At 38.0% G+C, this 24,917-nt stretch carries 28 protein-coding genes and 1 riboswitch; of the genes, 19 read left to right on the top strand and 9 right to left on the bottom strand.

The features are described from left to right. Window positions 1–156 precede the first annotated feature (156 nt). Window positions 157–465, bottom strand: coding sequence for a hypothetical protein (locus tag AC1DOS_RS07830; RefSeq protein WP_477537030.1), 309 nt, complete (start codon window positions 463–465; stop codon window positions 157–159). Between the two features lie 286 nt (window positions 466–751). Continuing rightward, window positions 752–1,729 carry a nuclease-related domain-containing protein gene (locus AC1DOS_RS07835; protein ID WP_477537052.1) on the bottom strand — a complete coding sequence of 326 codons (978 nt, stop codon included), beginning with the start codon at window positions 1,727–1,729 and terminating at the stop codon, window positions 752–754. Window positions 1,730–2,094: 365 nt separating this feature from the next. Here AC1DOS_RS07835 and AC1DOS_RS07840 point away from each other — a divergent pair, with 365 nt between their 5' ends. Continuing rightward, window positions 2,095–2,271, top strand: coding sequence for a hypothetical protein (locus tag AC1DOS_RS07840; protein ID WP_477537031.1), 177 nt, complete (start codon window positions 2,095–2,097; stop codon window positions 2,269–2,271). 106 nt (window positions 2,272–2,377) lie between these two features. Here the strand turns inward: AC1DOS_RS07840 and AC1DOS_RS07845 are convergent, their stop codons facing one another. The 3 genes from AC1DOS_RS07845 to AC1DOS_RS07855 are packed head-to-tail and all read right to left on the bottom strand — an operon-like array spanning window position 2,378 to window position 4,934. Further along, entirely contained in the window at window positions 2,378–3,223 is an 846-nt protein-coding gene (locus AC1DOS_RS07845; RefSeq protein ID WP_477537032.1) for a MetQ/NlpA family ABC transporter substrate-binding protein, read from the bottom strand. Between the two features lie 15 nt (window positions 3,224–3,238). Further along, on the bottom strand, window positions 3,239–3,889 hold the full coding sequence (locus AC1DOS_RS07850; RefSeq protein WP_477537053.1) for a methionine ABC transporter permease: 651 nt from the start codon (window positions 3,887–3,889) through the stop codon (window positions 3,239–3,241). 13 nt (window positions 3,890–3,902) lie between these two features. Continuing rightward, a complete protein-coding gene (locus AC1DOS_RS07855; protein ID WP_477537033.1) occupies window positions 3,903–4,934 on the bottom strand; it encodes a methionine ABC transporter ATP-binding protein in 1,032 nt (343 codons plus the stop codon). A gap of 146 nt (window positions 4,935–5,080) precedes the next feature. Beyond that, window positions 5,081–5,196, bottom strand: a riboswitch (SAM riboswitch). A 284-nt stretch (window positions 5,197–5,480) separates the two neighbouring features. Here AC1DOS_RS07855 and AC1DOS_RS07860 point away from each other — a divergent pair. The 4 genes from AC1DOS_RS07860 (at window position 5,481) to AC1DOS_RS07875 (ending at window position 8,491) form a co-directional block, all read left to right on the top strand. After that, window positions 5,481–5,864, top strand: a complete 384-nt coding sequence (locus AC1DOS_RS07860; RefSeq protein WP_477537034.1) for a MerR family transcriptional regulator — start codon at window positions 5,481–5,483, stop codon at window positions 5,862–5,864. Continuing rightward, window positions 5,861–7,495, top strand: coding sequence for an acyl-CoA dehydrogenase family protein (locus AC1DOS_RS07865; protein WP_477537035.1), 1,635 nt, complete (start codon window positions 5,861–5,863; stop codon window positions 7,493–7,495). Before AC1DOS_RS07860 ends, AC1DOS_RS07865 begins: the two co-directional genes overlap by 4 nt. A gap of 133 nt (window positions 7,496–7,628) precedes the next feature. After that, window positions 7,629–8,156: a hypothetical protein gene (locus AC1DOS_RS07870; protein ID WP_477537036.1), complete on the top strand. Its 528-nt coding sequence runs from the start codon at window positions 7,629–7,631 to the stop codon at window positions 8,154–8,156. Window positions 8,157–8,338: 182 nt separating this feature from the next. Further along, a complete protein-coding gene (locus AC1DOS_RS07875; RefSeq protein WP_199224083.1) occupies window positions 8,339–8,491 on the top strand; it encodes a hypothetical protein in 153 nt (50 codons plus the stop codon). 53 nt (window positions 8,492–8,544) lie between these two features. Here AC1DOS_RS07875 and AC1DOS_RS07880 read toward each other — a convergent pair whose 3' ends face one another. Then, a complete protein-coding gene (locus AC1DOS_RS07880; protein ID WP_477537037.1) occupies window positions 8,545–8,979 on the bottom strand; it encodes a hypothetical protein in 435 nt (144 codons plus the stop codon). A gap of 528 nt (window positions 8,980–9,507) precedes the next feature. Between AC1DOS_RS07880 and AC1DOS_RS07885 the strand changes: the two genes are divergently transcribed. The 11 genes from AC1DOS_RS07885 (at window position 9,508) to AC1DOS_RS07935 (ending at window position 19,260) form a co-directional block, all read left to right on the top strand. Beyond that, the gene (locus AC1DOS_RS07885) at window positions 9,508–10,176 is read left to right on the top strand and encodes a GntR family transcriptional regulator (protein ID WP_477537038.1); all 669 of its coding nucleotides are present in this window, start codon (window positions 9,508–9,510) and stop codon (window positions 10,174–10,176) included. A gap of 2 nt (window positions 10,177–10,178) precedes the next feature. Continuing rightward, window positions 10,179–11,381, top strand: coding sequence for a CaiB/BaiF CoA transferase family protein (locus tag AC1DOS_RS07890; RefSeq protein ID WP_477537039.1), 1,203 nt, complete (start codon window positions 10,179–10,181; stop codon window positions 11,379–11,381). Continuing rightward, window positions 11,382–12,290 carry a hydroxymethylglutaryl-CoA lyase gene (locus AC1DOS_RS07895; protein WP_477537040.1) on the top strand — a complete coding sequence of 303 codons (909 nt, stop codon included), beginning with the start codon at window positions 11,382–11,384 and terminating at the stop codon, window positions 12,288–12,290. It begins immediately after the preceding gene. After that, entirely contained in the window at window positions 12,287–13,318 is a 1,032-nt protein-coding gene (locus tag AC1DOS_RS07900; protein WP_477537041.1) for a TRAP transporter substrate-binding protein, read from the top strand. The genes AC1DOS_RS07895 and AC1DOS_RS07900 overlap by 4 nt, the downstream gene beginning before the upstream one ends. A gap of 15 nt (window positions 13,319–13,333) precedes the next feature. Then, entirely contained in the window at window positions 13,334–13,831 is a 498-nt protein-coding gene (locus AC1DOS_RS07905; protein ID WP_108588052.1) for a TRAP transporter small permease, read from the top strand. Next, window positions 13,828–15,102 (top strand): TRAP transporter large permease, encoded by a 1,275-nt coding sequence (locus tag AC1DOS_RS07910; RefSeq protein ID WP_477537042.1) that lies wholly within the window; start codon window positions 13,828–13,830, stop codon window positions 15,100–15,102. The genes AC1DOS_RS07905 and AC1DOS_RS07910 overlap by 4 nt, the downstream gene beginning before the upstream one ends. Before the next feature lie 444 nt (window positions 15,103–15,546). Then, the gene (pcp, locus tag AC1DOS_RS07915; RefSeq protein ID WP_477537043.1) at window positions 15,547–16,161 is read left to right on the top strand and encodes a pyroglutamyl-peptidase I; all 615 of its coding nucleotides are present in this window, start codon (window positions 15,547–15,549) and stop codon (window positions 16,159–16,161) included. Next, the gene (locus AC1DOS_RS07920) at window positions 16,162–16,545 is read left to right on the top strand and encodes a hypothetical protein (protein WP_477537044.1); all 384 of its coding nucleotides are present in this window, start codon (window positions 16,162–16,164) and stop codon (window positions 16,543–16,545) included. 49 nt (window positions 16,546–16,594) lie between these two features. Further along, entirely contained in the window at window positions 16,595–17,893 is a 1,299-nt protein-coding gene (locus tag AC1DOS_RS07925; protein ID WP_477537045.1) for a M20 family metallo-hydrolase, read from the top strand. A gap of 94 nt (window positions 17,894–17,987) precedes the next feature. Continuing rightward, window positions 17,988–18,815 carry a DUF3100 domain-containing protein gene (locus AC1DOS_RS07930; RefSeq protein WP_477537046.1) on the top strand — a complete coding sequence of 276 codons (828 nt, stop codon included), beginning with the start codon at window positions 17,988–17,990 and terminating at the stop codon, window positions 18,813–18,815. Next, window positions 18,808–19,260, top strand: a complete 453-nt coding sequence (locus AC1DOS_RS07935) for a hypothetical protein (protein ID WP_108587253.1) — start codon at window positions 18,808–18,810, stop codon at window positions 19,258–19,260. The genes AC1DOS_RS07930 and AC1DOS_RS07935 overlap by 8 nt, the downstream gene beginning before the upstream one ends. Window positions 19,261–19,339: 79 nt before the next feature. On the opposite strand, the gene AC1DOS_RS07940 is transcribed toward AC1DOS_RS07935, so the two are convergent. Then, entirely contained in the window at window positions 19,340–20,194 is an 855-nt protein-coding gene (locus AC1DOS_RS07940) for a dimethylarginine dimethylaminohydrolase family protein (protein ID WP_477537047.1), read from the bottom strand. Window positions 20,195–20,351: 157 nt separating this feature from the next. On the opposite strand from AC1DOS_RS07940, the gene AC1DOS_RS07945 reads away from it, so the two are divergent. The 3 genes from AC1DOS_RS07945 to AC1DOS_RS07955 all read left to right on the top strand — a co-directional run bounded on the left by AC1DOS_RS07945 (window position 20,352) and on the right by AC1DOS_RS07955 (window position 22,755). Next, a complete protein-coding gene (locus AC1DOS_RS07945) occupies window positions 20,352–21,083 on the top strand; it encodes a YqcI/YcgG family protein (protein ID WP_477537048.1) in 732 nt (243 codons plus the stop codon). 265 nt (window positions 21,084–21,348) lie between these two features. After that, complete coding sequence (locus tag AC1DOS_RS07950) at window positions 21,349–22,344, top strand: YecA family protein (protein WP_477537049.1); 996 nt, start codon at window positions 21,349–21,351, stop codon at window positions 22,342–22,344. Window positions 22,345–22,485: 141 nt separating this feature from the next. After that, entirely contained in the window at window positions 22,486–22,755 is a 270-nt protein-coding gene (locus tag AC1DOS_RS07955) for an excalibur calcium-binding domain-containing protein (RefSeq protein WP_108587249.1), read from the top strand. Between the two features lie 79 nt (window positions 22,756–22,834). Here AC1DOS_RS07955 and AC1DOS_RS07960 read toward each other — a convergent pair whose 3' ends face one another. Then, entirely contained in the window at window positions 22,835–23,710 is an 876-nt protein-coding gene (locus AC1DOS_RS07960) for an SDR family oxidoreductase (RefSeq protein ID WP_477537050.1), read from the bottom strand. A 97-nt stretch (window positions 23,711–23,807) separates the two neighbouring features. Beyond that, window positions 23,808–24,917, bottom strand: a 1,110-nt coding sequence (locus AC1DOS_RS07965) for a collagen-like domain-containing protein (RefSeq protein ID WP_477537051.1), incomplete at its 5' end; no start/stop codon positions are given.

Below are 24,917 nucleotides of genomic sequence, written 5' to 3' on the forward strand. Positions count from 1 at the left end.
TTCAACTTCCAAAATTTGAAGACCAAGTTGGAAATATACCGTTCCAAGTTGGAATCGAGATTCTTGGATGCCTGAACGAAGGATGTCCCAAACAGAAACGGCTTTTGGCGTTAGCCAAAAGCAGTATTCAGGTTTGCATAACATAAAGTCAGAGTATTAAGGTTTGCATAACATAAAGTCAGATGAAAGTACCAATCCAAGAGAAAAAAGCTTCTTGAATGGCCCCACCCGCTGTCGCTTGGCGGGTTTTTCTAATGGGATTTTTGGTGAGCGATAGCTCAGTTGGAAAATATGGGAGCCAAGTTGGAAAATTTGAAGGCCAGTTGGAAAAATAGCTTTCCAAGTTGGAATCGAGATTTTTGGATGCCTGAACGAAGGGTGTAATACCAGAAAAGGCTTTTGGCGGCGGCCAAAAGCAGTATTAAGGCTTGCATAACATAAAGTCAGATGAAAGTACCAATCCAAGAGAAAAAAGCTTCTTGAATGGCCCCACCCGCTGTCGCTTGGCGGGTTTTTCTAATGGGATTTTTGGTGAGCGATTGCTCAGTTGGAAAATATGGGAGCAAAGTTGGAAAAAACGTGGTCCAAGTTGGAAAATTTGAAGGCCAAGTTGGAAAATTAGCTTTCCAAGTTGGAATCGAGATTATTGGATGCCTGAATGAAGGGTGCTATACCAGAAAAGGCTTTTGGCGGCGGCCAAAAGCAGTATTAAGGCTCTTCAATACACTAAAGCAGAAGGGCGGCCTATCTTTTATATTATGGGTGACGATTTATTAGTTAGCCCAAAGGATTGGGAAAGTGTGTAGTGTCGATATCTATGATCATTCATTTTTTCTAACTGCAGCTTTGTGAGTATGTAGTTAGCTGCGAATTTATCTTTTAGTTCAAGAAAGTAAACGCATTCTCTGTTGGATATGGTGTCTTTGCATAGGTAGAACCAGTCCTCAATTGCCTGTTGTTGCATGATACTACAAGAAGTTTTACAAAATGAGCAATGTTTTTTGTTGGCAATTTTGTCAAGACAGATAGGACATATTAGACCTGTTCGGAAGTGTGAGAGTTCTAGGTTGTAGGTTTGTGCGAGAGGTTTCGGTACAAATTCGGTTGATTGATTTGCGATTATTAACAGTAAGCGATTAAAAGTGTTTTGTGAAATGACATCGGGCAATTCGTTATACTCTTCAATATGCTCAGAAATATCGCAGCCCATGGTGATTTTGGCAAATTGGGGTGGTTGAATAATATGTGTTTTTGAATAAGCGAATACGATAAGTCCTTTGACTGTCATATTTATTTTCGACTGTTTTAAAAAGATGTGGAGTTTTTTTATATGTCTATTGAGTTGTTGTTCGGGACATTTGTATGATGTAGTTTCTCCATTTAGGTCTCGGATTAGTTGATTAGGATTGCGTTGAAAATGAATTTTGCCTTTAATATTTTTTATTTCAAGAACACATATGTATTTTCTAGTGATGATTAGGGTGTCTATTTGGAGGTAGGAATTTTGTTCCAGGGGGATATGGACATCTTTTAGGATCGTATAGTGTTTTGGAAAGACAATTTGTTTTAAAAAATTGTCCACATAGCATTCTCCAAAGTATCCAGCTTCGGTCATATTGATTTTATTTTCGACTTCTTGACGAATGGGATGATTTATCGGAATGCGGTGGAGGAGACGTTTGTAAATTTGAATCGATTTAGGTGGAATCCTCTTTTTGTCGATAGAAATGCTCCTTTGCTAGATGGAATTTTTGCAGTATTTTATATGAAAATAGCATGTTTCATTGATACGATGCAAGTTTTAAATGATAGAAGTTGGTGAGCGATTGCTCAGTTGGAAAATATGAGCTCCAAGTTGGAAAAATCATGGTCCAAGTTGGAAAATTTGAAGGCCAAGTTGGAAAAATAGAGCTCCAAGTTGGAATCGAGATTATCTGGTTGCCTGAACGAAGGGATCCCTACCGGAAAAGGCTTTTGGCGATAGCCAAAAGTAGTAATAAGGTTTAAATATCATAAAGTCAGATGTAAAACACCGATCTAAGAGAAAAAACTTCTTGAATGGCCCCACCCGCTGTCGCTTGGCGGGTTTTTCTAATGGGATTTTTGGTGAGCGATTGCTCAGTTGGAAAATATGGGAGCCAAGTTGGAAAAATCATGGTTCAAGTTGGAAAATATGGTCGCCAAGTTGGAAAAATAGCTTTCCAAGTTGGAATCGAGATTTTTGGATGCCTGAACGAAGGGTTTAATAACAGAAAAGGCTTTTGGCGTTAGCCAAAAGCAGTAATAAGATCTTTTCACGAAACGCTAGAGAAAGCAAAAGGCGGCGGAAATTATAATTTCCGCCGCCTTTCTTCTATATAAAAAGCAAGTAATTCTTTTATTTCCAAGAGTCTTTGTAGTTTAATAGTTCTTCGAGTGAAACGAATGTTGGAATTGAGCTACCTTTGTACTCTTCGATGATGAAGTTTTTCACTTCTTCTGAATGGTAAATTTCGACGAGTTGTTGTAATTCTGGTCGGTCAGCATCACCAGTTTGTGCAGCAATGATGTTAATGTATGGTTTTGCTGTTGCGCTCTCGTGGAATAGCGCTTCCTCTAATGAAATTTCTGCTTCTACTGCAAAATTGTTGTTGATGATTGACGCGTCAACGTCGTCAAGGAAACGTGGTGTGTTACCTGCTGCGACAGCTTCAATTTTTAAGTTTTTCGGATTGTCTTTAATTTTGTCTTCAGCACCAATACCTTCAAAGTCATCTGTTAATGTGATTAAACCCGCTTCTTGAAGAAGAAGTAGAGCACGGCCAAAATTTGTTCCTTCGTTCGGTAAAGCGATAGTTGCGCCATCTGGTAAATCTTCAAGTGCTTTGTGTTTTTTTGAGTAGAGACCCATTGGAGCGATAACGGTTGATGCGATTGCTTCAAGGTCTAGTTTTTGATCTGCTTTAAATTCGTCAAAGTAAGAGATAGTTTGGAATGCGTTCGCATCGATTTCGCCTTCTGCCAAAGCTATGTTTGGTTGTACATAGTCGTTAAATTTAACGAGTTCAATTTCAAGTCCTTTTCCTTTTGCAATTTCAGCGATGTAATCCCATGTACGTGTGTCTCCGCCGCTAACGCCGACTTTTACTTTTTTCGATCCTTCTGCGCTACCTTCATCTTCTTTACCACAAGCTGCCAATAAACTTAGTGTTAATACGATTAATATCAATACAAATTTCTTCATTTTTCCTACCTCCAGTTATCTTCTTCTTATTTGTTTTGAAACCATGTTTCCTGTTGATTGTAATAATTGAACGATGATGACAAGAGCTGCTACGGTGACGATCATGGTCATAGTGTCGAACCGTTGATATCCATAAGTGATGGCTAAGTCACCGACGCCTCCCGCCCCAACTGCACCGGCCATAGCTGATGCTCCTACTAAGCCGATTGTTGCGGTGGTGAAGGTGAGAATAAGGGAACTCAAGCCTTCTGGTATTAAGAATTTAAAGATKATTTGTGGAACAGTTGCCCCCATAGACTGAGCGGCTTCAATGATTCCTTTGTCGACTTCAAGTAAAGAGTTTTCGACGAGTCTCGCAATATATGGCCCTGCATAAAAGACCAGAGGGACGATTGCTGCGGTAGTACCAATGGCAGAGCCGACAATTAATCTCGTCAATGGGATTATCGCAACTAGCAAGATAATGAACGGGACCGAACGCAAGATATTGATGATCGGATTTAAGATGTTGAAGACCCACTTGTTGTCCAAGATATGTCCCTTTCGAGTAATGACAAGCAAAATCCCGAGAGGTAGCCCGATAAGTGCTGAAAATAAAAGGGAAACCGCAACCATATAAAGAGTGTCACCAAACCCAATAAGTAATTGTTCTGCTGTAATCTCCATGCCCCAAAATGTATCACTCATTATTTAAATCCACCTCCTGAACGATAAACCCTTCGTCTTTTATGTAGGTTAAAGCTTTTTTAATTTCTAGAGAATCTCCTGTTACATCGATAATCAAGTTACCAAAAGGCGTTTCTTGAATTTCAGAAATGTTGGCTGAGAGTACGCTTAAGTGAACATCGTATTTTTTGGCGATAGTTGACAACAATGGCTGACTGGATGTATTGCCCACAAAATTAATTTTCCAAATGATCGGATGAGTGTTTGAAATCGCAACGTTTTTCAGCACGCTTTGTGGAATCTCATCATGGATGACGGTACGTACGAAATTTTTAGCGATTTCGGTTTTTGGTGCAGCAAAGACTTCAAATACTGACCCTTGCTCAACGACGAGTCCTCCTTCCATGACGGCGACTTTGTTGCAGATTTCTCGAATAACTGACATTTCATGTGTAATGAGTAAAATGGTGATATTGTATTGTTGATTAATTTTCTTGAGCAGCTGCAAAACAGCGCTTGTTGTTTGTGGATCCAGTGCTGATGTGGCTTCATCACATAATAAAATGGATGGGTTCGTGGCAAGTGCACGGGCAATTCCAATTCGCTGTTTTTGACCACCAGACAATTGTTCTGGGTAGTTTTTTTCTTTATCAGATAACCCAACAAATTCAAGAAGTTCTTCGACTCGAGTTTTAATGATCGTTTTTGGAGTTCCCGATAATACGAGTGGTATAGCTACATTGTCAAAAACAGTTTTAGAATTGAGTAAGTTAAAATGTTGAAAAATCATGCCGATTTTTTTCTTTTCTGCTCTCAGCTGCTTTGGTTTCAACTCGGTTAACGGTTGGCCATCAACAATTACTTGCCCGGTTGTTGGTCGCTCCAGTAGATTAACGAGGCGGATGAGTGTGCTTTTTCCGGCGCCGCTGTAACCAACAACACCGAAAATATCTCCTTTTTCAACGGTTAAGTCGATTCCTTTTAATGCATCAACCGTTTGTTTTTTTGTTTGAAATGATTTGGTTACTTGTTGAAACTCAATCACGTGATGTCGCCCCTTTCGATGTCATGCTCGTTATTAGAGAAGGGAGGTGGACAACAAAAAATGCCCCCTCTGTCGATAGACAGAAGAGGCATACGTATGCAAAAGAAATGCGGAAATACATCCACAGAAAATTAGCTCGAACACTCTTCTCATCTATCGAACAAATAATTGTCCGCTGGAATTAGCACAGTATTTTTACGTAAAGTAAAAACCCGCTGCTGAGGTATCATAGGGCCAGGCCMTCCACATCTCTTGATAAGAATTAACGCATATTTAATTATGTTGTTCACTATATATTCAATACAATACCATGTCAACAAAGTTAATAATAGTCAGAATAGAAAGAAAATTTATGGTGCATTTGTTAACTTAGAGAATTGTATGTTCAATAAGCGAGGATTATGTTTATTTGGTTTTTATCTAACACTGTTTATTTTGTCTGCTTTTTACCTACGGAGTATTTTTTCTTATATTAAATTAAAATCCTTGAAGTTTACGTTAACGTTAATGGTAAAATACATAAAAACTCTGACTGGAGTGTTGGGCTTGAAAAGTATTGCTGATGTTGCACGCGAGTTTGGCGTGACAACACGAACGATTCGCTATTATGAGGAGCTAGGTTTGTTGCAACCGCAGCGGACGGAGAGTAATATTCGGGTTTTTGGAACAGCGGATTGTGCAAAGTTGAAGTTAATTATTCGAGGAAAGCAATATGGTTTTAACTTAGAGGAAATTAAAGAAATGGTGTTGTTGTTTGATCAAGATCGCACGGGATTAAGACAGTTGGAGCGGACCATTGAGTATGGCAATAACCGTGTGGCAGAAGTTGATATGAAGATTCGTGAATTGCAAGAGATGAAGTTGGAAATGGAATTATTGTTGCATCAGTTTACGGAGAAATTAACTATTCTAAATGGGAATGGGAAATGAAACGACGTAATTTTTATTCTAATGATGAGACGCTACATAGGATTTTGCGAAATGGGTTGGAGCCTGAGTTATTTTCTTATGCACATAATGCATTAAGTGAGTTCGGTGAACGTGTGGCAAATGAAATTGATGAGCGTGCTCAGCATACGGACCGTGAAGGCTCACCACGATTAGTGAAATTCGATCGCTATGGTGAAGATGTTTCGAAAGTGTGGGTCAATGGAGGTTATGAGGAAACCGAAAAGGAAACTTTTCGAACCGGCATTGTTGGGTATGTGCATAAAGAAATTCCTGAAGTCGGTCGCAAGGGGAACTACTTGTATAGTTTTGCACAAGGCTATGTTTTATCTCAAGCCGAAGCGGGGGTTTACTGCCCTGTGACGTTGACGATGGCAACCGCGTTCTTACTTGAACATTATGCAGATGAAGAATTAAAAGCACGATTCTTGCCACATGTGTGCGCAACGGGAGATGTTGAATTATTTGAAGGTGCCACATTTTTAACGGAGCGTCAGGGAGGATCAGACGTTGGGGCGAATGTTGTCAAGGCTGTCAAAGAAGGTGATCATTATAAATTATTCGGTGAGAAATATTTTGCTTCGAATGCGGGAATGGCTGGTGTGGCGATGGTCCTTGCTAGAATAGATGGTGCCCAGGAAGGTTCAAAAGGATTGACGCTTTTTGCCGTACCTTGGCATCTTGAAGATGGTTCTTTGAACGGAATTTCAATTCGTAGATTAAAAGATAAGTTAGGTGTTCGAGCTGTACCTAGTGGTGAAGTAGAGTTTGACGGAGCATTTGCTTATGTAGTTGGAGAAAAAGCAAATGGCTTGAAATATATGATGGAAGCCCTAAATTTATCGCGCATTTGTAATACCGTCGCTTCACTTGGGATAATGAGACGTGCTCTAAATGAGGCTTCCGAATATGCACAGAAGCGAGATGCGTTTGGACAAAAACTTGTGGAATTTCCAATGATTCAAGATACACTAGGGAAATTGACTGCCAAATTGAAAGTTGAGCTAGCAACAGTATTTGATTTGATCCAGTTATATGACCGAGTGGTTGCCAAAGAAGCAAGTGATGAAGAAATCATATTAAATCGATTATATATTGCTATATTAAAAAAAGAATCAGCAGAACAAGCGATTCATTTTGCTCATGAAGCGATTGAAATGCACGGTGGCAACGGCTATATCGAAGATTTCGTGACACCTCGATTGCTGCGAGATGCACAGGTGTTAACTGTTTGGGAAGGCACCGCAAATATTTTGGGATTGGAATTCGTGAGATTAGTACGGAAATTTAATGCTCATACCATATTTTTCAAAACGATGAGATCTCGTTTGGAACAAATGCCAGAAACATCGGGAAAACCTGTTGTTATTAAAGTTTTAAGCGAATTAGAAAATGATTTATTATTATTCGCTAGTTTTCATGAAGACATGCAAACCTTTGAAGCAAAAAACTTGGCAACGCGTATGGCTGTCGTTTATGAAAGTGTTGTAGCGCTTGAAATAGCTAAATCGATGGRTGGGCAAATGAACCTTTTAGTAGACATATATTTAGAAACTACTTGGGGATTGCGAAAACTTGGAGATCCTATGAAAACTTGCCAACTCTTTAAATGAGAATGGGAATAGCTTCGTTTAGAACTTGAATAAGGAATCCAAAACCTACATGCAGTCAAATTTAGTATTATTGAATATTAAGTATTTATTTATTAAACTAAAATCACATTGATTAATTAAGGAGAGTCTTAGGATGTCAGCTTCAATTTCACATATAAAAATAAATAGTGATGAGATCAATTGGAGAAATGAAAAAGGTTTATTAACATACAATGATGCACCTGCCATTATTATATGGAATCAAGCATTAGAAATTCTAATGATGTCAATAAATGAAATTGCAGGTAGAGAGAAAACTAACGAGATTCTTAAAAAATTCGGAACAGATTTAGGAATTAAAGTTAGTCAGTCCTTTTCTAATCGTAACGATTTAGAGAATATATTAATTGAATTTAGCGATTTATACCGCAATGCAGGTTGGGGAAACGTGAAAATTACAACTTTTTCTAAAGATGAAAAAAGAGTCGTTCTTGAAATTCATCATAGTTTTGAAGAAACTGTCTTTCAGTCGATTAATAAAGAACAAGAGTGTGTTTTCTTGCCGAGTTTTTGGATTAGTTTAATACGAAATCTTTTAAAAGATGATATGAGCTATACCATTGTGAAAAAAAGTGTAAATGGAATTGAATTTGATGAAGTTAAACTGTTTCTCGAAGATTAGCCTTAATAGCTTTACTACTTAAACATTAAAATTTAACCACCCTGTAAAATAGATTAATTTGTAGCTTTCCAAGTTACGTCCACTCCTCAAAAATAAAAAATTATTTAATTTATATGTTATAAGTTTGAGGATTAGGGAAAAACCTACTATGACAACATATTAATTAGAGAGGTGGATGTAAAGTGAAAGAAAACCAAGATAACAATACACCAACGAACAAAAAAGAAAGCGAAAAAATTCAAACACAAGAAAAGTTAAGTCAGGAACAAAAAGAAAAACTTCAAGTGCAAGAAGGTCAAAATAATCACGATGTAGATGAGCGTGGCGGATTTTAAGTTTGAATCATAGAAAAAACCGTGATCCCAACGGGTTCACGGTTTTTTTCTAGTTAACTTGGCGGATTTCTTTTTGCATTTTCTTGTTTTGCAGGTGAGTCATTATTATCTTCAGGCAAAGACTCTTTAGATACTGATGCAGGTTTTTGTTGAGATTTTGGAAATGCTTGTTTGGCTTCTGATTTAGAATCTTTACTTTGTACTTCTTCGTTATAATATCGAACGCTGGTCATAGAACCTTCTTCAACCATACGATTGTMATCTGGATCGTTCGKATCTGAGAAGCCTGCTTTGGTCATTTGAGATTGTTTAACATTACGAGAATCCATAAAACATGAAACTTTTGTCATTGTGTTCTGCAACATCATTTTTGCTTTGTCTCTATTTTCCGGCTTCTGAAAATATAAATAGGCCATTGAAGCGAGTCCGCCAACTAATAATGAACGCTTATTTCCTTTATTTCCTGTATTTCCTTTTATCATCATCATCTTCACTCCTCCACTAAATTTAGTTAAATCCTCTATCTAGTAGTGATACCCAATAATTGCAAAACTCACACATCCTTTATGAATGCTTAAATCTTTCAAACTAAATTTGAATAATTTTCTTCGGTTCATCTGCTAACACAAAACCTTTCACTTCATGTGGAAGGTTTTTTTATTGAAGGCTCTGTCAAATTATCTTGTCGTTTATCGTACATTTGGACTTATCGCACATTCCGCATGATTCAACAAGAGTGAAAACCACATACTTGTTGTTCTCTTTTTTCAAAACTTGCTGCATGCTAAGCGCAAATGCACTCACTCGATTGATCTTCAATATGAACAGCATTGTTTAGCATAGCCAATAGATAACAGAGCCTTATTGAAATGGAACATTAATTTAAAAAGGTATTTAAGAACAGCTACTAAGAATAACTAATAAAAAAACCTTTGACTATTTTAATTATTTTGATTATTCTTACATAGAGATAAATTGTATACAGTCGACGAAATTAAAAAGAGGTGTTTATCATCGTGCAAATTGTAAAAAAGAGAGCTACTTTAAAAACACAAGTTTATGACTATTTAAAGGAATCTATTATCATGGGTGGGCTCAAACCAGGTGAAAGACTGATAGAAGAGAAGATTTCGGAAGAACTACAAGTAAGTAGGAGCCCGATTCGTGAAGCTATACGGATGTTGGAAAAGGATGGACTTTTACTTGTAAATTCTTCAGGTGGAGTAACGGTAGTGGAACCATCAATTCAAGATTTCCAACATTTATATGAGTGTCGTGTAGAAATGGAACCGTTAGCTGCATTTTATGCTGCGGAGCGCCGTACTCAAGAACAGATCGAGTTGATACGCACCAACTTACTTCAAATAGGGAAAATATTGAAAACGAATGATATTAAGAAAGTTCATGATGCCAATGTGAATTTCCATGAAACCATTATTTCGGCAAGTGCCAATCCGTTTCTTGTTTCCATGATTTCTCACCTTCGCGGTGTTAATAGTTTTTATAGGAAATCGATTATTGAAGAGAATCCGCTCCACATAGAACATGCGATGCAAGACCATCAACAAATTTTCCAAGCGATTGTCCATCAAGAACCAGAAAAAGCTAGGCAGTTAATGAAAGCCCATATTCAAAGCGATTACATTCAGTTTATGAAACTTAGTTCAAAGTCTCGGGAGGATTGAGAATGTCTAAACGAAAACCATTAGATGGGATAAAAATACTCGAGTTAGGCAACTTAGTTGCCGCTCCTTTTGCTGGGAAAATTTTATCTGAATTTGGAGCAGAAGTAATCAAAGTTGAAGAACCGACGAAAGGCGATCCTCTACGTAGTTGGCGAGTGATGCATAATAACACATCTGTATGGTGGTATGTGCAATCAAGAAATAAAAAATCAATCACCGTAAATATGCGGGATGCCGAAGGTCAGCAAATAATAAAACAACTTGCTGAAAAGGTTGATGTAGTTCTTGAAAATTTTAAACCTGGAACTTTAGAGAAATGGGGACTAGGTTTAGAGGATTTACAGAAAATAAATGCATCGCTTATCATGACTCGAGTTTCAGGATATGGTCAAACGGGTCCGTATCGAGAGAAACCTGGGTTTGGTAGTGTGGCTGAAGCAATCGGTGGCCTTCGCTACCTAACTGGCTACCCAGATCTACCGCCTGTCCGAGTAGGAATTGCGCTAGGTGATTTAGTAGCTGGATTATACGCGGTCATTGGAACGCTCATGGCACTTCGTGCAAGAGATGAAGATGCAGAAAAAAAAGGACAGCTTGTTGATGTTGCACTATACGAATCTGTCTTTAGTTTACTAGAAGGGATTCTTCCAGAGTACGACTTAACAGGTGTTGTACGAGAACGAACTGGCAGTACGTTACCTGGTATAGCACCATCAAATACTTATGAATGTGATGATGGCAAGCATTTAGTCATTGGGGGCAATGGTGACAAAATTTTTCAACGTTTGATGACAGCAATTGGTCGAAAAGATTTAGCGAATAATCCGATTTATTCTAGCAATCAGGGCCGTGCTGATAATGTGGATTTTATCGATGCAACTATTGAAGAATGGACGAAAAGACATCCATTGAGAGAAGCACAACAAATTTTGGATGACGTATCTGTTCCAGTTGGTCCGATCTATGGTATTAAAGAAATTGTTGAAGATGAACAGTATAAGGCGAGAGAAATGCTTCAAGAAATTGAATTGCCGGATGGTAAAAAAGTTTTAGTTCCAGGTGTTGTGCCGAAGTTGTCTGAAACACCCGGTGAAATTAAGTGGAGTGGGCCAAGTTTAGGAGAACATAACGAAGAAATTTACACAGAATTTATGAATTTCTCCTTTGAAAAGTTCAAAAAACTGAAAGAGCAAGGAGTCATATAAATGGGAGATGTGAAAATTATTGATGTAAGTCCGCGCGATGGATTGCAAAATGATCCGAATATCATATCGACAAATGATAAAGAAAAGTTGGTTAAGCATCTTTTAGATGCTGGTGTAACTTCCATAGAAGTTACTTCATTTGTTCACCCAAATAAAGTTCCACAAATGTCTGATGCTGCGGAAGTTTTGAAAGCCGTTGAGAAGTTTGAAGACTTAAATCCTATCGCTCTAATACCTAATTTAAAAGGATACGAACGTGCTAAAGAACATCAACTCACGGAAATTAATTGGGTTAGTTCTGCAACTGAAACGTTTAACCAAAAAAATATTGGCTTAACAATCGATGAGAATTTTAAACAGTTTGAATCACTTCAAGCCATCTCGAAAAAAGATGGAATTAAAACATGCTTTTCAATCGCCGTTAGCTTCGGCTGTCCATACGAAGGGGAAGTGTCTGAAAAGAAAGTTTTGGATTTAGTGAAACGAGTTAAAGCGGCAGGAGCCGATCGAATCGGGATAGCAGATACGATTGGTATTGCGACACCTGACCAAGTTGAACGATTAATGAGAAAGGTTTTAGAAATAACAGCTGATACTCCTGTTGCCATTCATCTGCATGATACAAGAGGTCTTGGATCTGCAAATGCATACGCTGCTTATCAGGCTGGAGTAAGAATTTTTGAAACCGCAGTATCAGGTATCGGTGGCTGTCCATTCGCTCCTGGGGCAGCAGGCAATTTAGCAACGGAAGACTTAGTGTATTTATTTCACCGCATGAACATTAACACAGGTTTAGATTTTGATAAATTACTTGAAGCAGCAGACTTTGCCGCAAGTCTTTCATCAAAAAAACCATTAGGGCGCATAAGACATGTTGAAAGAAAACAACCAAGGGGGAAATTAGCATGAAAAAATGGATGAAATTAATCACTTTCTTAATCGTTTCGACTTTCTTATTGGCAGCATGTAATACATCAAAACCTCAAACAAAAGCTGTAAATGCAACTGGAGATGGTTACGAAGAAACAACGATTCGTTTAGCTTATAACTTACCTGCAGGTCACCACATTGCAAAAGGTATTGAACAATTTGCAAAAGATGTTACGGAAAAATCTGGTGGTGCTGTAAAAGTTCAAGTATATCCTGCTGGTCAATTATTAACTGATAAAGATATGAACCAATCAATTCTTACTGGTGGCGTTGAAATGGGTGTAAACTCTTCAACACTTTGGTCAAGTACAGTTCCTGCTATGGGAATTTTCGATGTACCTTACGTATTTACCAACTACGAAAAAGCTGGAGAGGCGATAAATGGGGAATTTGGAGATAAATTACGTTCGGCTATGGAGGAAAAAGGTGCAAAAGTTTTAATGTTTGCTGATTACGGATATGCACAATTTGCAAATAACAAACGACCACTTGAGTCACCTGCTGACTTTAAAGGATTAAAGATTCGGAGTATTGGAGATATCCCTTCTGAAATGATTAAATCATATGGTGCTTCGCCAGTATTTATGGGCGGTGGCGAGGTATACATGGCACTTAAACTTAATACAGTTGACGGTGCAACATCAGGAACAACGGCAATGGTACAAAGAAAATATGACGAAGTAGCAAAATATTTAACAATCAATAACTACTCATATTTAGAGTTTATTTTAGCAGTGAATCAAAAGTTCTGGGATGGACTACCAGAGAAAACACAAACGCTATTAACTGAAACCGCGAAAGAATCAGAAGATTGGATACGTTCGCAAGCTAAATCTGAAGATGCAGCAACTGCAAAACAATTAGAAGAAAAAGGTATGGAAGTATATGTAGTACCGGAAGAAGATTTACCAGAGTGGAAAGAAGCTGCAAAACCAGCTTGGGATGCATTTACTAAAAACTCTGGAGACTTAGGAAAAGAACTGCTTGAAATGGTTGCTGAGCAGTAAGGAGGAGTGGCCAAAATGAAGTCGCTATACAACTTTTCAGACCTACTTATTAAAATTGGTGCTTACATTTCTGGTTTCTTCATTATCCTAACAACGTTTATGATTTTTTATGAAGTCATCTCACGTTGGCTATTTAACAAACCGACTATTTGGGCAACAGAACTGTCAATCTACGCCATAATCGGAAGCTGTTATTTAGGAAGTGCTTATGCAGTTCGGACGTATGCACACATAACTGTTGATTTATTAATAAACAATGTAAATGATCGTATGAAAACATTACTTGCCTATTTGTCAAATGCATTAGGGTTAGTATTTAGTTTGATTTTCACTTTTTATGGTGCTCATCATGTGATGAATACGTTGGAATTAGGTGTCACTTCATCTTCATTATTGCGCATACCAATGTACCTACCGGAAATCATGCTTCCAGTAGGGGGAGTGCTTATGTGCCTTGCATTTACTTTGCAAATCATAGACGGCGGTATCCATAAAGGAGGGGAACATATATGAATATCTTCTTTGTAGGTGGATTGGGTACCCTCTTATTACTTGGATTACCAGTAGCATTTACACTCGCTTTTTTAGCAATAGCGGGGATGTATTTCTTTAATGGTGGTACGTTTGCTTTTATGCAAGTACCGATAATTTCATATAAAGCGCTCGATGACTTTTCATTGACTGCCTTACCAATGTATGTGCTGATGAGCCAAATTTTATTGATTAGTGGTGTAGGTCGTGACCTATACGAAATGGCCAGCCGTTGGTTTCGACATTTCCCAGGTGGGCTCGCAATTGCAACTCTCTTTTGTTGTGCAATTTTTGCAGCTATTTCAGGTTCCAGTGTTGCGACAGCTATAACAGTAGGTTCTGTGGCATTACCGGAATTGGTTCGTCGTGGATATAATAAGAGACACGTCTTAGGGCTACTTGCAGCAGGAGGGACTTTAGGAATATTAATTCCACCAAGTGTACCGATGATTATTTATGGTTCAGTAACTGGTGAGTCGATTGGTAAATTATTTATTGCAGGGATTGTACCAGGGATAATTATGACCGTCTCCTTTATGATTTTTGCTTCTTACCAAACACGCCACATTAAAGATGAACCTGCTACATGGAAAGAACGTATGGAATCAACCAAAACTGCAATTTGGGGACTGATGTTACCAGTCATCGTAATAGGTGGTATTTATACTGGTGTTTTCACACCAACTGAAGCGGCAGCTATAGGTGTGGTAGTAAGTTTTGCAATTTCAGCTATCGTTTACCGTAATTTGAACTGGGAAAACTTTAAGAAAATTATTATCTCAACTGTTAAAACGAATGCTTTGATTTTATTCATTATTGTAGGTGCAATGTTACTTGGTTACATAATGACGATATTACAAATTCCTCAAACTATAACTAACTATGCAACTGCACAAGATATTTCACCTTGGATTATTTTTATCATGATTAATATTGTCCTATTAATTTTAGGTATGTTCCTAGAAACGATTTCAATTTTGGTTATTACTTTACCAATCTTGTATCCAATTATTATTGCGTTAGGTTTTGATCCAATTTGGTTTGCGATCATAATGGTAATAAACATGGAACTTGCATTGATCTCTCCACCAGTAGGATTAAATTTATTCGTATTAAAAGGAATTGATCGAACGAATACAATCGACGAAATTGTAAAAGGTGTAATACCATACGCGGTTATTATGGTGCTATTAATTATTCTTTTGTCAATATTCCCAGAAATTTCAACGTTCATGATTAAAGATGTAGATTAATACAAAAGGCACTTAGATAGTCTAAGTGCTCTTTTGTTTTATTAGGAATTGAAAAAAGCATCCAAAATTCAGGATGCTCTTTCTTGGCTAAACTCTTAGTGTGAGTTTTTTAGAGTTATTTTCTTCTCATTATATTGTAAAAAAGAGAAAGAAATTGAGAGTTAGAAGATGGCATGATGATAGTTCTAGTTAGTAGAGATCTTCTTCCAGCGACATGTAATTTTCTTAATGGAAGCATTCGATTCTCCGTTGTGAATGTTGTGATTGCTCACAAGGATTTATTATAGGTATTATTTTCCTTATTATCAATAAAAAAATACAAATATATGTAATGTTCATATAGTCTAAATAGTTGGATATCATTCTGAAAATACATAGTGAGTTTATTTTGAGATAATTCGGAAATTGGTTTATAATTATCCAATTAAATATGAGGTGATGATTATGAAAACTTTATTAGTAACAGGATTCGAGCCATTTTTATCATTTACAGTAAATCCGACAATGAAAATTGTAGAGGAACTAAACGGAAAATGTATAGGGGATTTTCAAATTGTGGGGAAGACAATGACTGTGGATTTTAAGTCTTCAGGCAATCAGCTAATCTCGTTATTAAAAGATATAAAGCCTGATGCAGTCATTTCACTCGGACTAGCAGGCGGACGGACTAAAATCACACCTGAACGTATTGCCATAAACATAAAAGATGGTGAAGCAGATAATGAAGGGCATGCTCCGAGAGACGAAGTTATTCAACCGGATGGTCCTGTAGCATATCTATCTACACTACCTATCAGGTCAATGGTTGAGAAATTGAACGAATTAGGATTTCCTGCTTCTATTTCAAATACCGCAGGCACATATTTATGTAATAACGTGATGTATGAAGGACTACATTATATAAATAAAAACAAACTAGACATCCCATCAGGATTTATTCACATTCCAGCGTCGCATGAACTTGCCATACAACATGGAAACATCCCAAGTTGGTCCCATGAAGACTTAAGAGAAAGTATCGTTACATGTATTTCAGAGCTAACTGCTGTACTTAAGTAAATGAAAGAAAAACAAAAGGGGAACGCAAACATGAAGCTGAAATTGTTGTTATTAACAATTCTACTCTGTTTAATCGCTGGTTGTTCCAATGCAGAAAAGGCAGTGAAGAATACAAGTGAAGATGGTTATGAATCAATAAGAAAAGCTGCATGGGAATTTATCCAGGAAAAAGAGTGGAGTGAACCAGCTGAAGGAAATTGGCAAAGCGCAAAAGTAGAAAAAATAATAGCGGATGAAAACTATGAAATGCTGGACACTGATTACGAAGGGAAAGAGGTAGCCGCCGTTTCTTTTCAAGATAAGGAAAATGTTTTAGTTGGTACACCTTTGATTTTAGTGGATCTTAATACCAATGAAGTGGTGGGCTATATGCCAAGTGAATAATATAAACTTAGTAAAAAATTATATAAAGATAGATAAAGGGGTAGCGATTTTGGGTGTTCAATATGATTTAGAAAAAGTATTAATTTCCGATTACAATCAATCATGGTCACATAATGGAGTTTCAGGTGAACGAATTGCGAAGAGACTTGGTGATTTATCAAAAATCGGACTGACTGCACAACATGGGGTATCTCGAGTAGGGTTTTCTCCTCTTGAGCAACAAGCCAAAGAACTAGTAATGAATTGGATGAGAGACGCAGGAATGACCGTTACTCAAGACGGTGCTGGAAATGTGGTTGGCCGAATAGCCGGATTAAATAAAGACGCAGATTCAATAGCATCGGGATCTCATGTAGATAGTGTTCCAGAAGGCGGTCACTTCGATGGACCACTTGGTGTCATCACTGCACTTGAAGTTGCGGAATCTTGGAAAGACCAAGGAATTACTCCGACGAAACCTTATGAAGTCTACATCTTTACCGATGAAGAAGGCACGCGATTTAATGGGGGATTAACCGGTAGTCGCGCCATGACAGGTGCACTAGACATGGAAACACAAGTTACATTAAAAGATGCGGATGGATTCACTTTTGAAGAAGTGTTAGCGACTACTTGCAAAACATTAGAAGGATTTACACAAGCGAAGCGAGAAAATCTGGGTATCGAGCGATTTATCGAAGTACATATTGAACAAGGAAAAAAACTAGAGCAAGCAAATTTACCTGTTGGAATCGTCAATGGAATAGCTGGCCCATCATGGACAGAAATTATTTACGAAGGTAAGGCTGGACATGCAGGCAACACGCCAATGGATGATCGCCAAGATGCACTGACAGCTGCTTGCGAACTCATTTTATATATTGAAAATGCCCCATTATTGGTCAGTACTACCGGAGTCGCTACGGTTGGCAAAATGCAAGTTGAACCTAATGGTGCAAATGTGATTCCAGGGAAAGTTACCCTCATCACCGATATTCGTGATATCGAAGAACATTCGCGTGACCAAATCGTTTCTAATGTAGTAAATAAAGCACAAGAAATAGCGACGTCCCGAAATGTAGAAGTGACAATAACCGAAAAAATGCGCACACCACCAGTCCCAATTGGTGACGAAATGACAAGAATATTAAATTCCGTTTTCGATGAAATGAAAATCAATAAACAATATCTCGTCAGTGGTGCAGGACACGACGCCATGATGCTTGGTGCCCACATTCCAGTAGCCATGATCTTTACACGAAGTAAAGATGGTGTAAGTCATAACCCGGCCGAATGGACAACCCTAACAGATTGCACCATCAGTGCACATGTTTTAAAACAGGCTATTGAAAAATGTATGGAGCAATAAAGAGTAAAAGTCTTATTTCTAGAGGTTTTTGGCCGAGTAAAGTGTTGGTGCTTGGTAGTTTACTATAGAAAAATAATAGAGAGTTGGGGAATTGATGGGGAAGGCAGACTTGAGGGGTATTTTGAAAGATTGGAGATTGCATGCTGTAGTATTTATCATCGTGTGTGTTACAGAAGCAATTGGACAGTTTTCATTTAAAGTAGGACCAGGGGTTATCTTGCTGTTACCGATGGTATATGCATTTATTATTGGGTTAGCTTTATTCTTTACACCACTTGTTAATGAAAAAATGGCTAAAAATGCTGAACCATTGATTGTCCTTGGAGTGACGTTACTGATTGCGAAAATTGGAGTGACAATTGGACCTCAAATTGAAGCATTAATTGCGGCAGGACCTGCGTTAGTTCTACAAGAAATCGGAAATTTAGGAACGATTTTCTTTGCCCTACCTCTTGCGGTATTGCTCGGTTTTAAACGAGAGAGCATAGGTATGACTCACTCAATTGGAAGGGAACCGAATGTTGGTTTGATCGTTAATAAATTCGGATTTGACTCACCAGAAGCTCGTGGAGTCATGGCTGTATATATTTTTGGTACTGTATTTGGCGCAGTTTTCTTAGGTTTAATCGCTGGTTTTTTAGCAACCACTACACCTATTCACCCTTTGTCTTTCGCTATGGCATCAGGAGTAGGAAGCGGAAGTATGATGGTGGCAGCAAGCGGCTCACTAGTAGCAGCATTCCCTGAATTGGAAGATCAAATTGTCGCTTTTGCAGGTGCAAGTAACTTATTGTCATTAGGAACAGGTTTGTTTTTCAGTATTTTCGTGGGGCTTCCTTTAACAGAGAAACTGTATACACTAATGTCAAATCGAAAAAACCGAAAATCAGTAACACATAAAGGAGGCAATCCGAATGTTTAAAAATATTACTGAATGGACATTAGTTTTAGGCGTTTTCGGTATTGTTGCGACTTTAGGTAACTGGATCGGCTATGAAGTTCTCCCTTGGGAAGCGATTCCAGGAATTATCATTTTAATCGTCGTGAGTGTGATAGGATTAATTCTGGAGAAGATAGTTCCTGGAAACTTACCTGCAGTGGGTTATATAGGTTTAATAGGAATCATCATTTCATTACCATGGGTACCAGGATCTGAATTTGTCGTAGAATGGACGTCAAAAGTTAGTATATTAGCCTTGGCAACTCCCATTTTAGCGTATGCTGGAATTTCGATAGGCTCCAATTGGGCTGATTTCCGTAAACTTGGAATCCGTAGTGTCATAGTTGCTTTGATGGTGTTTTTTGGAACTTTTGTTGGCTCGGCTTTAATCGCAGAAATCATCTTAAGATGGCAAGGTATCATATAAATACAAAATGGAATAGCCCGGTGTTTTAGCGACCGGGCTTTTTTGGCGATTATGATTCCCAAATTCTGAAGCTTTTTATTTAGCCTCGTGTAATAGGCATCGTACAACATCTAAATGAACCACCAGACTTAATAATTTCTGAGAAATCCACTTCAATTACCTCATAACCGTGTCTTCTGATTTCTTCATTTACCTGATGATTCATCGGTAAGCTAAAGACTTTTTTGTTCCCGATAGATAACACATTTGTGCCCATTGTAAATTGTTCTTCTTTACTGACCTTAATTAGCTGATAACGACTTGCAAGGAAGTTCAATGTTTGCGCTTCAAGAGCTTCAGGGAAAATTAATGCTTCTGTTGGAGAAAGGGTATTAAAAACACAATCTAAATGTAAATATTTCGGGTCAAAAGGAACCATAATAATTTCATTATCTGGTAAATCAGCTTTTAGCTGTTCAATGGCTGATTGAGATGTTCTGTGGCTTAGACCTATATAGATGGTTTTCCCATCAATGATTACATCGCCGCCTTCAATATGATTTTGTGATAATTTTTGAAAAGGTACATGGTGCGTGTCCAACCATTTTTGAAGAATGGTTTCTTCTCCTTGACGAATCGAACTCGCCATTTCAGAAACAAAAGTTTGGTTTCCTAACGTGAAGCCAATATCTCTTGTAAATACTTGTTCTGGGAATGAAGAATTGGCGACTAATGTGATGACATCCACACCTTCATCTCGCATTTTGGCAACAAAATTGTTATGTTGAATTAACGCACGATCGATATTTATATTGTCATTTTTATATTTTTTTTGTACATCATTAATAATTTCATCAATGGCCATAAATTGAGGTTCACACACGATTACTTTTCGTAAAACGTCATATTCACTCTGACAATTCGTTTGAATTGTATCGATTCTATCCATGTTCATCCTTTTTCCTCCATTAATTTGTTTTAGTCTCCTTGTTATTCCCGATTTGAAGGAATTTTAACTCGAAAAATAAAAGATTTTTTAAGATGAAATTAGTTTTAATAAGATTACGAAAGGGTATTTCGTAACATATAATTGTATGGGTGGTGGAAAATGTATGTTAACAAAACAACAAGCTTTACTAACGAAAGAAGATTTTTCTACAAGAGCAGATTTACCAGAATGGTTACTTCATGAATATCAAACATTTCATAATATAGTTACCGATAAAACATTTCCTTGCTATTTCGGAATGAGTGGCGAGTTAAAAGGCGAACTGCGATATGGCTATATCACACAAGATGATTGGTCTAATTTACCGAAAATAGTGGAAGGGTTTTTAGATTTATTCCAAAACCCTAAACACAAACGCCATGGTTTATTTGTCTTTGTTGAACCATTTAAAGTTGAAGGAAATTTACCACAATATCGCAAGCAATTTTGGGACATTTTACAGTATTTACATGAAGTGGATTCAGTAGAATGGCCAAAAGACGCACCACTTGATCCCGCACATCACTTATGGGATTTCCGCTTCCAGGGTGAACCAATATTCGTGTTTGGCAACGCACCAGCGTATAAACAACGAAAAACGCGTCATTTAGGGAACTCAATGATCATAGGATTCCAACCTCGGAAGATTTTCCAAGGACTTGAAGGAACCGAAAAAGGCGGCATCATGTCACGTGAAAAAGTACGTGAACGAGTTGAGGTTTGGGATCAATTACCTACACATCCAGACATAAGTCATTTTGGAGATCCGAATCACAACGAATGGAAACAATTCTTTATCGGAGACGACATTGAACCCATCAAAGGAAAATGCCCATTCAACCACAAAGCAATCTAACAATATCAAAACCACTCCAGATTCGGATTGAGATTTTGATGGAGAAATGGAGTTGAAAAGAGCTAATCGCGAGTAGACGATGACATAGAAACGCTCATAGACGGCACGAAAACGTGGATAGACGACATGGAACCGCGAATAGTCGACACAAAACCGCTCATAGAAATGGCATTCCCTAAGTCCCACGCCCTTTGTCCCCTGTATTCGAGGGCGGATGCATGTTACACTAGGGCGTAAACTTTAATAATTGAAGGACGTGTTTTAAATGGTTGGACGTAATGATCCGTGTCCTTGTGGCAGCGGAAAAAAATACAAAAAGTGTTGTGAGCGAAAAGAAGCGGTCTCGATTGAAGAAGTTCGTTCGGAAGAGTTAGATCGCGTACTCCAAACTTTTTATGATGAATATCCAGAACGAAAAGATTTAGCTGATTTACTAACTGTAATCAATGAATGGAAATCTAAATTAGATAGATACTTGCACGAAGAAATGATTGAAGCTATTGCCATCGATGAATTTTTCTTTCACACGAAACCAGAAATATGGTTGAAATATATTGAAAAACAACAGAAGAAATCGATTCGACCAGCTGTGGAGAATGTCTTAGAACAGTGGAAAAAACCGACTGTCATTGTTGCTGAAGTGATGAATATTGAAGAACAATTTATGTTAGTCAAAAATATATTTACGAACGAAATGCTTTATCTTAAACGTGAGAGCGAAAAACCTGTGCCACTTGGCGTGCACGTATTTTGCTTCACATTGCCAGATGTTAGTCTAAAAGAAAATCACCATTTAGCAATTTCAAGCTTGATTTTCATTCCAACAGACCATTCAGAAGTTGTCACTTCATTTGTAAAATCAATTGCTGAAACAACTCAAGAAGATCCATCTATCTTTTTACAAAAACATCTCATTGATTTTTGGGAACGACTTGGAGAAAATGGCTATAGTGGTGGAGAATTTACGGAATTTGAAGCAGGCATCTTAATTGACATTATGGAGCGTCTGGAGAATCAAAACCGCAATCCAAAACCTTTGTTGACGATTATCGAAGATTACTTAGTCACTAGCCAACCAAACGCTAGAAAAGAAGCGGCTGTTGCTGCTGGCGCAATTCGATTTGGTCAAGAACATGAATTGTTTGAAGGGCCTTATTGGAGTATAAAAGAAATCGCGGAATGGTATGAAGTGTCGACTCATTCATTAAACAAATATTACAAAGATATTAATGAGTTTTATTCCGTTAATACATCAAAATAAGTAGTGAAGCCCGCCGAAGATATAATTTCGGCGGGCTTCTTGTTGTTTATAACTAAAACTTTATATCTAAAATATATATAGACACATAGGCCTTTTTTAATGTATGATATTGGCAATCGAGAGTTTTGGAGGAATTATTTAATGAAAAAGGGAATGGCAATGCTCCTGTCAATTGTTTTAGTGACAGGTTTTATGGGAGCGACACAAGTAGACGCAGCAAAAAAAGTAACATATAAAACTTATAAAAATTGTACAGAAATTAATAAAGATTATCCAGGTGGAATTTCTCGCGCCTCTAATGTGAAAAATAAAGGTGGAGCTACTAAATATAAACCTTATGCTAATCAAAAACTATATGATTTAAATAAGAAAAGTGACCGTGATAAAGATTTAATTGCTTGTGAAAAATAAAAGTGAAATACGGAAAACCCATCGAACCATTTCGATGGGTTTTTAATTAGTTTGGATTTAACCGATTTATATTCACTTGTCACGAAGTAACAAAGTCTCCACCATCTACATGAATAGTTTGTCCAACCATGTAACTCGAATCAGTGGATGCTAAAAATACATAAGCGGGCGCGTTTTCTGCGGGTTGACCACGTCTTGCCATAGGTGTGTCATCCCCAGCTTTGGCCACTTCGTCTTTTCCAAATGTAGCAGGAATCAAAGGTGTCCAAATAGGGCCAGGTGCTACTGCGTTTACTCGAATGCCTTTGTTAACTAAGTTCAAGGCTAGTGATCGAGTGAATGTTGTGATGGCACCTTTCGTCGCTGAGTAATCGATTAAATTTGGTGACCCTTTATAAGCGGTGACCGAAGATGTATTGATAACAGAATCTCCTTTAGATAAATGGGGAAGAGCAGCTTGTGTTAAGTAAAACATGGAAAAAATATTGGTCGAAAATGTTTCTTGTAATTGATCAGGTGTGATTTTTAAAAAATCGTTTGTTGGGAATTGTTTTCCTGCATTATTGACCAATACATTCAATTGACCAAATTCTGCTATAACTTGGTCAACTACGTTTTGGCAGTTTTCATCGTCGCTTAAATCAGCAGCAATTTTGATTGCTTTTGTTCCGTATCCTTCAACTAATTTCACGGTTTTTTCAGCGTCTTCATGTTCATTCAAATAAGCAACCGCAACATTTGCGCCTTCTTTTGCAAAAGCAACCGCAACTGCGCGTCCAATTCCGCTGTCTCCACCTGTAATGAGCGCCACTCTACCTGTTAATTTTCCGGATCCTTTATAGTTTTGATCATCATATATTGGCTGTGGATGCATCTCTGTTTCCAGTCCAGGTTGTTGATCTTGCGTCTGTCCTTTAATTTCTGAGTGAATTTGTTCATATTTATCTTTTGTCATTGTTAGCCTCCTATAAATATTGTTATCAAAATTATTCCCTACATTTGTTAATTCAAACACACAAAAAAACGTTACCTCTAGGGGCAACGCTTGATTATTAAGCAATTTTTTTTATGATTATTGCAGCATTTATAATGGTATCATCGCCATACCAATCAGTTTGAAGATCCACATTGGTTGATGTAGAAGTATGATTTCGTAAGGTTAGTTCGCAGTTTGATGTTAATGACAATATGGTTAGACCATTAGTTTGTGGATTGTCTATAGTGGAACTAAAAGTAGTAGAAGGAATTGCTATACCATCAGCAAAAAGAGTGAATTTATTAGGTTGCAGAGCAGAAACTTGGAAATTAATTTCATAAATACCCGCTTTTTCGATTACTATGCTCGCTTCACCTTTAACATGCAAAAAGCCTCCCGTACGAACGCCGTTGTTGTTAAAAATTAAAGAAGCATCTTTTGAAACACGTTGTAGACCTGTATTGTATATATAGGCAAAATTGGCAATATGGCCTGGAGTTCCTTGAGGCCCAATTTCACCTTGTATACCCGGAACACCTTGAGGTCCAGTTTCACCATGTTTGCCTGTAAGACCTTGAGGTCCAATTTCACCTTTTATACCCGGAATACCTTGAGGCCCAGTTTCACCTTGTTTGCCCGTAAGACCTTGAGGCCCAATTTCACCTTGTATGCCCGGAACACCTTGAGGTCCAGTTTCACCTTGTATGCCCGTAAGACCTTGAGGCCCAATTTCACCTTGTATGCCCGTAAGACCTTGAGGCCCAGTTTCACCTTGTTTGCCTGTAAGACCTTGAGGCCCAATTTCGCCTTGTATCCCCGTAAGACCTTGAGGCCCAATTTCACCTTGTATGCCCGGAACACCTTGAGACCCAATTTCACCTTGTATACCCTGGACACCTTGAGGTCCAGTTTCACCTTGTTTGCCTATAAGACCTTGAGGCCCAGTTTCACCTTGTTTGCCTGTAAGACCTTGAGGCCCAATTTCACCTTGTACTCCCGGAACACCTTGAGGCCCAATTTCACCTTTTTTGCCTGTAAGACCTTGAGGCCCAATTTCACCTGGTATACCCTGGACACCTTGAGGTCCAGTTTCACCTTGTTTGCCTATAAGACCTTGAGGCCCAGTTTCACCTTGTTTGCCTGTAAGACCTTGAGGCCCAATTTCACCTTGTACTCCCGGAACACC

This window comes from Paenisporosarcina sp. P5_A11 (genome assembly GCF_056400705.1).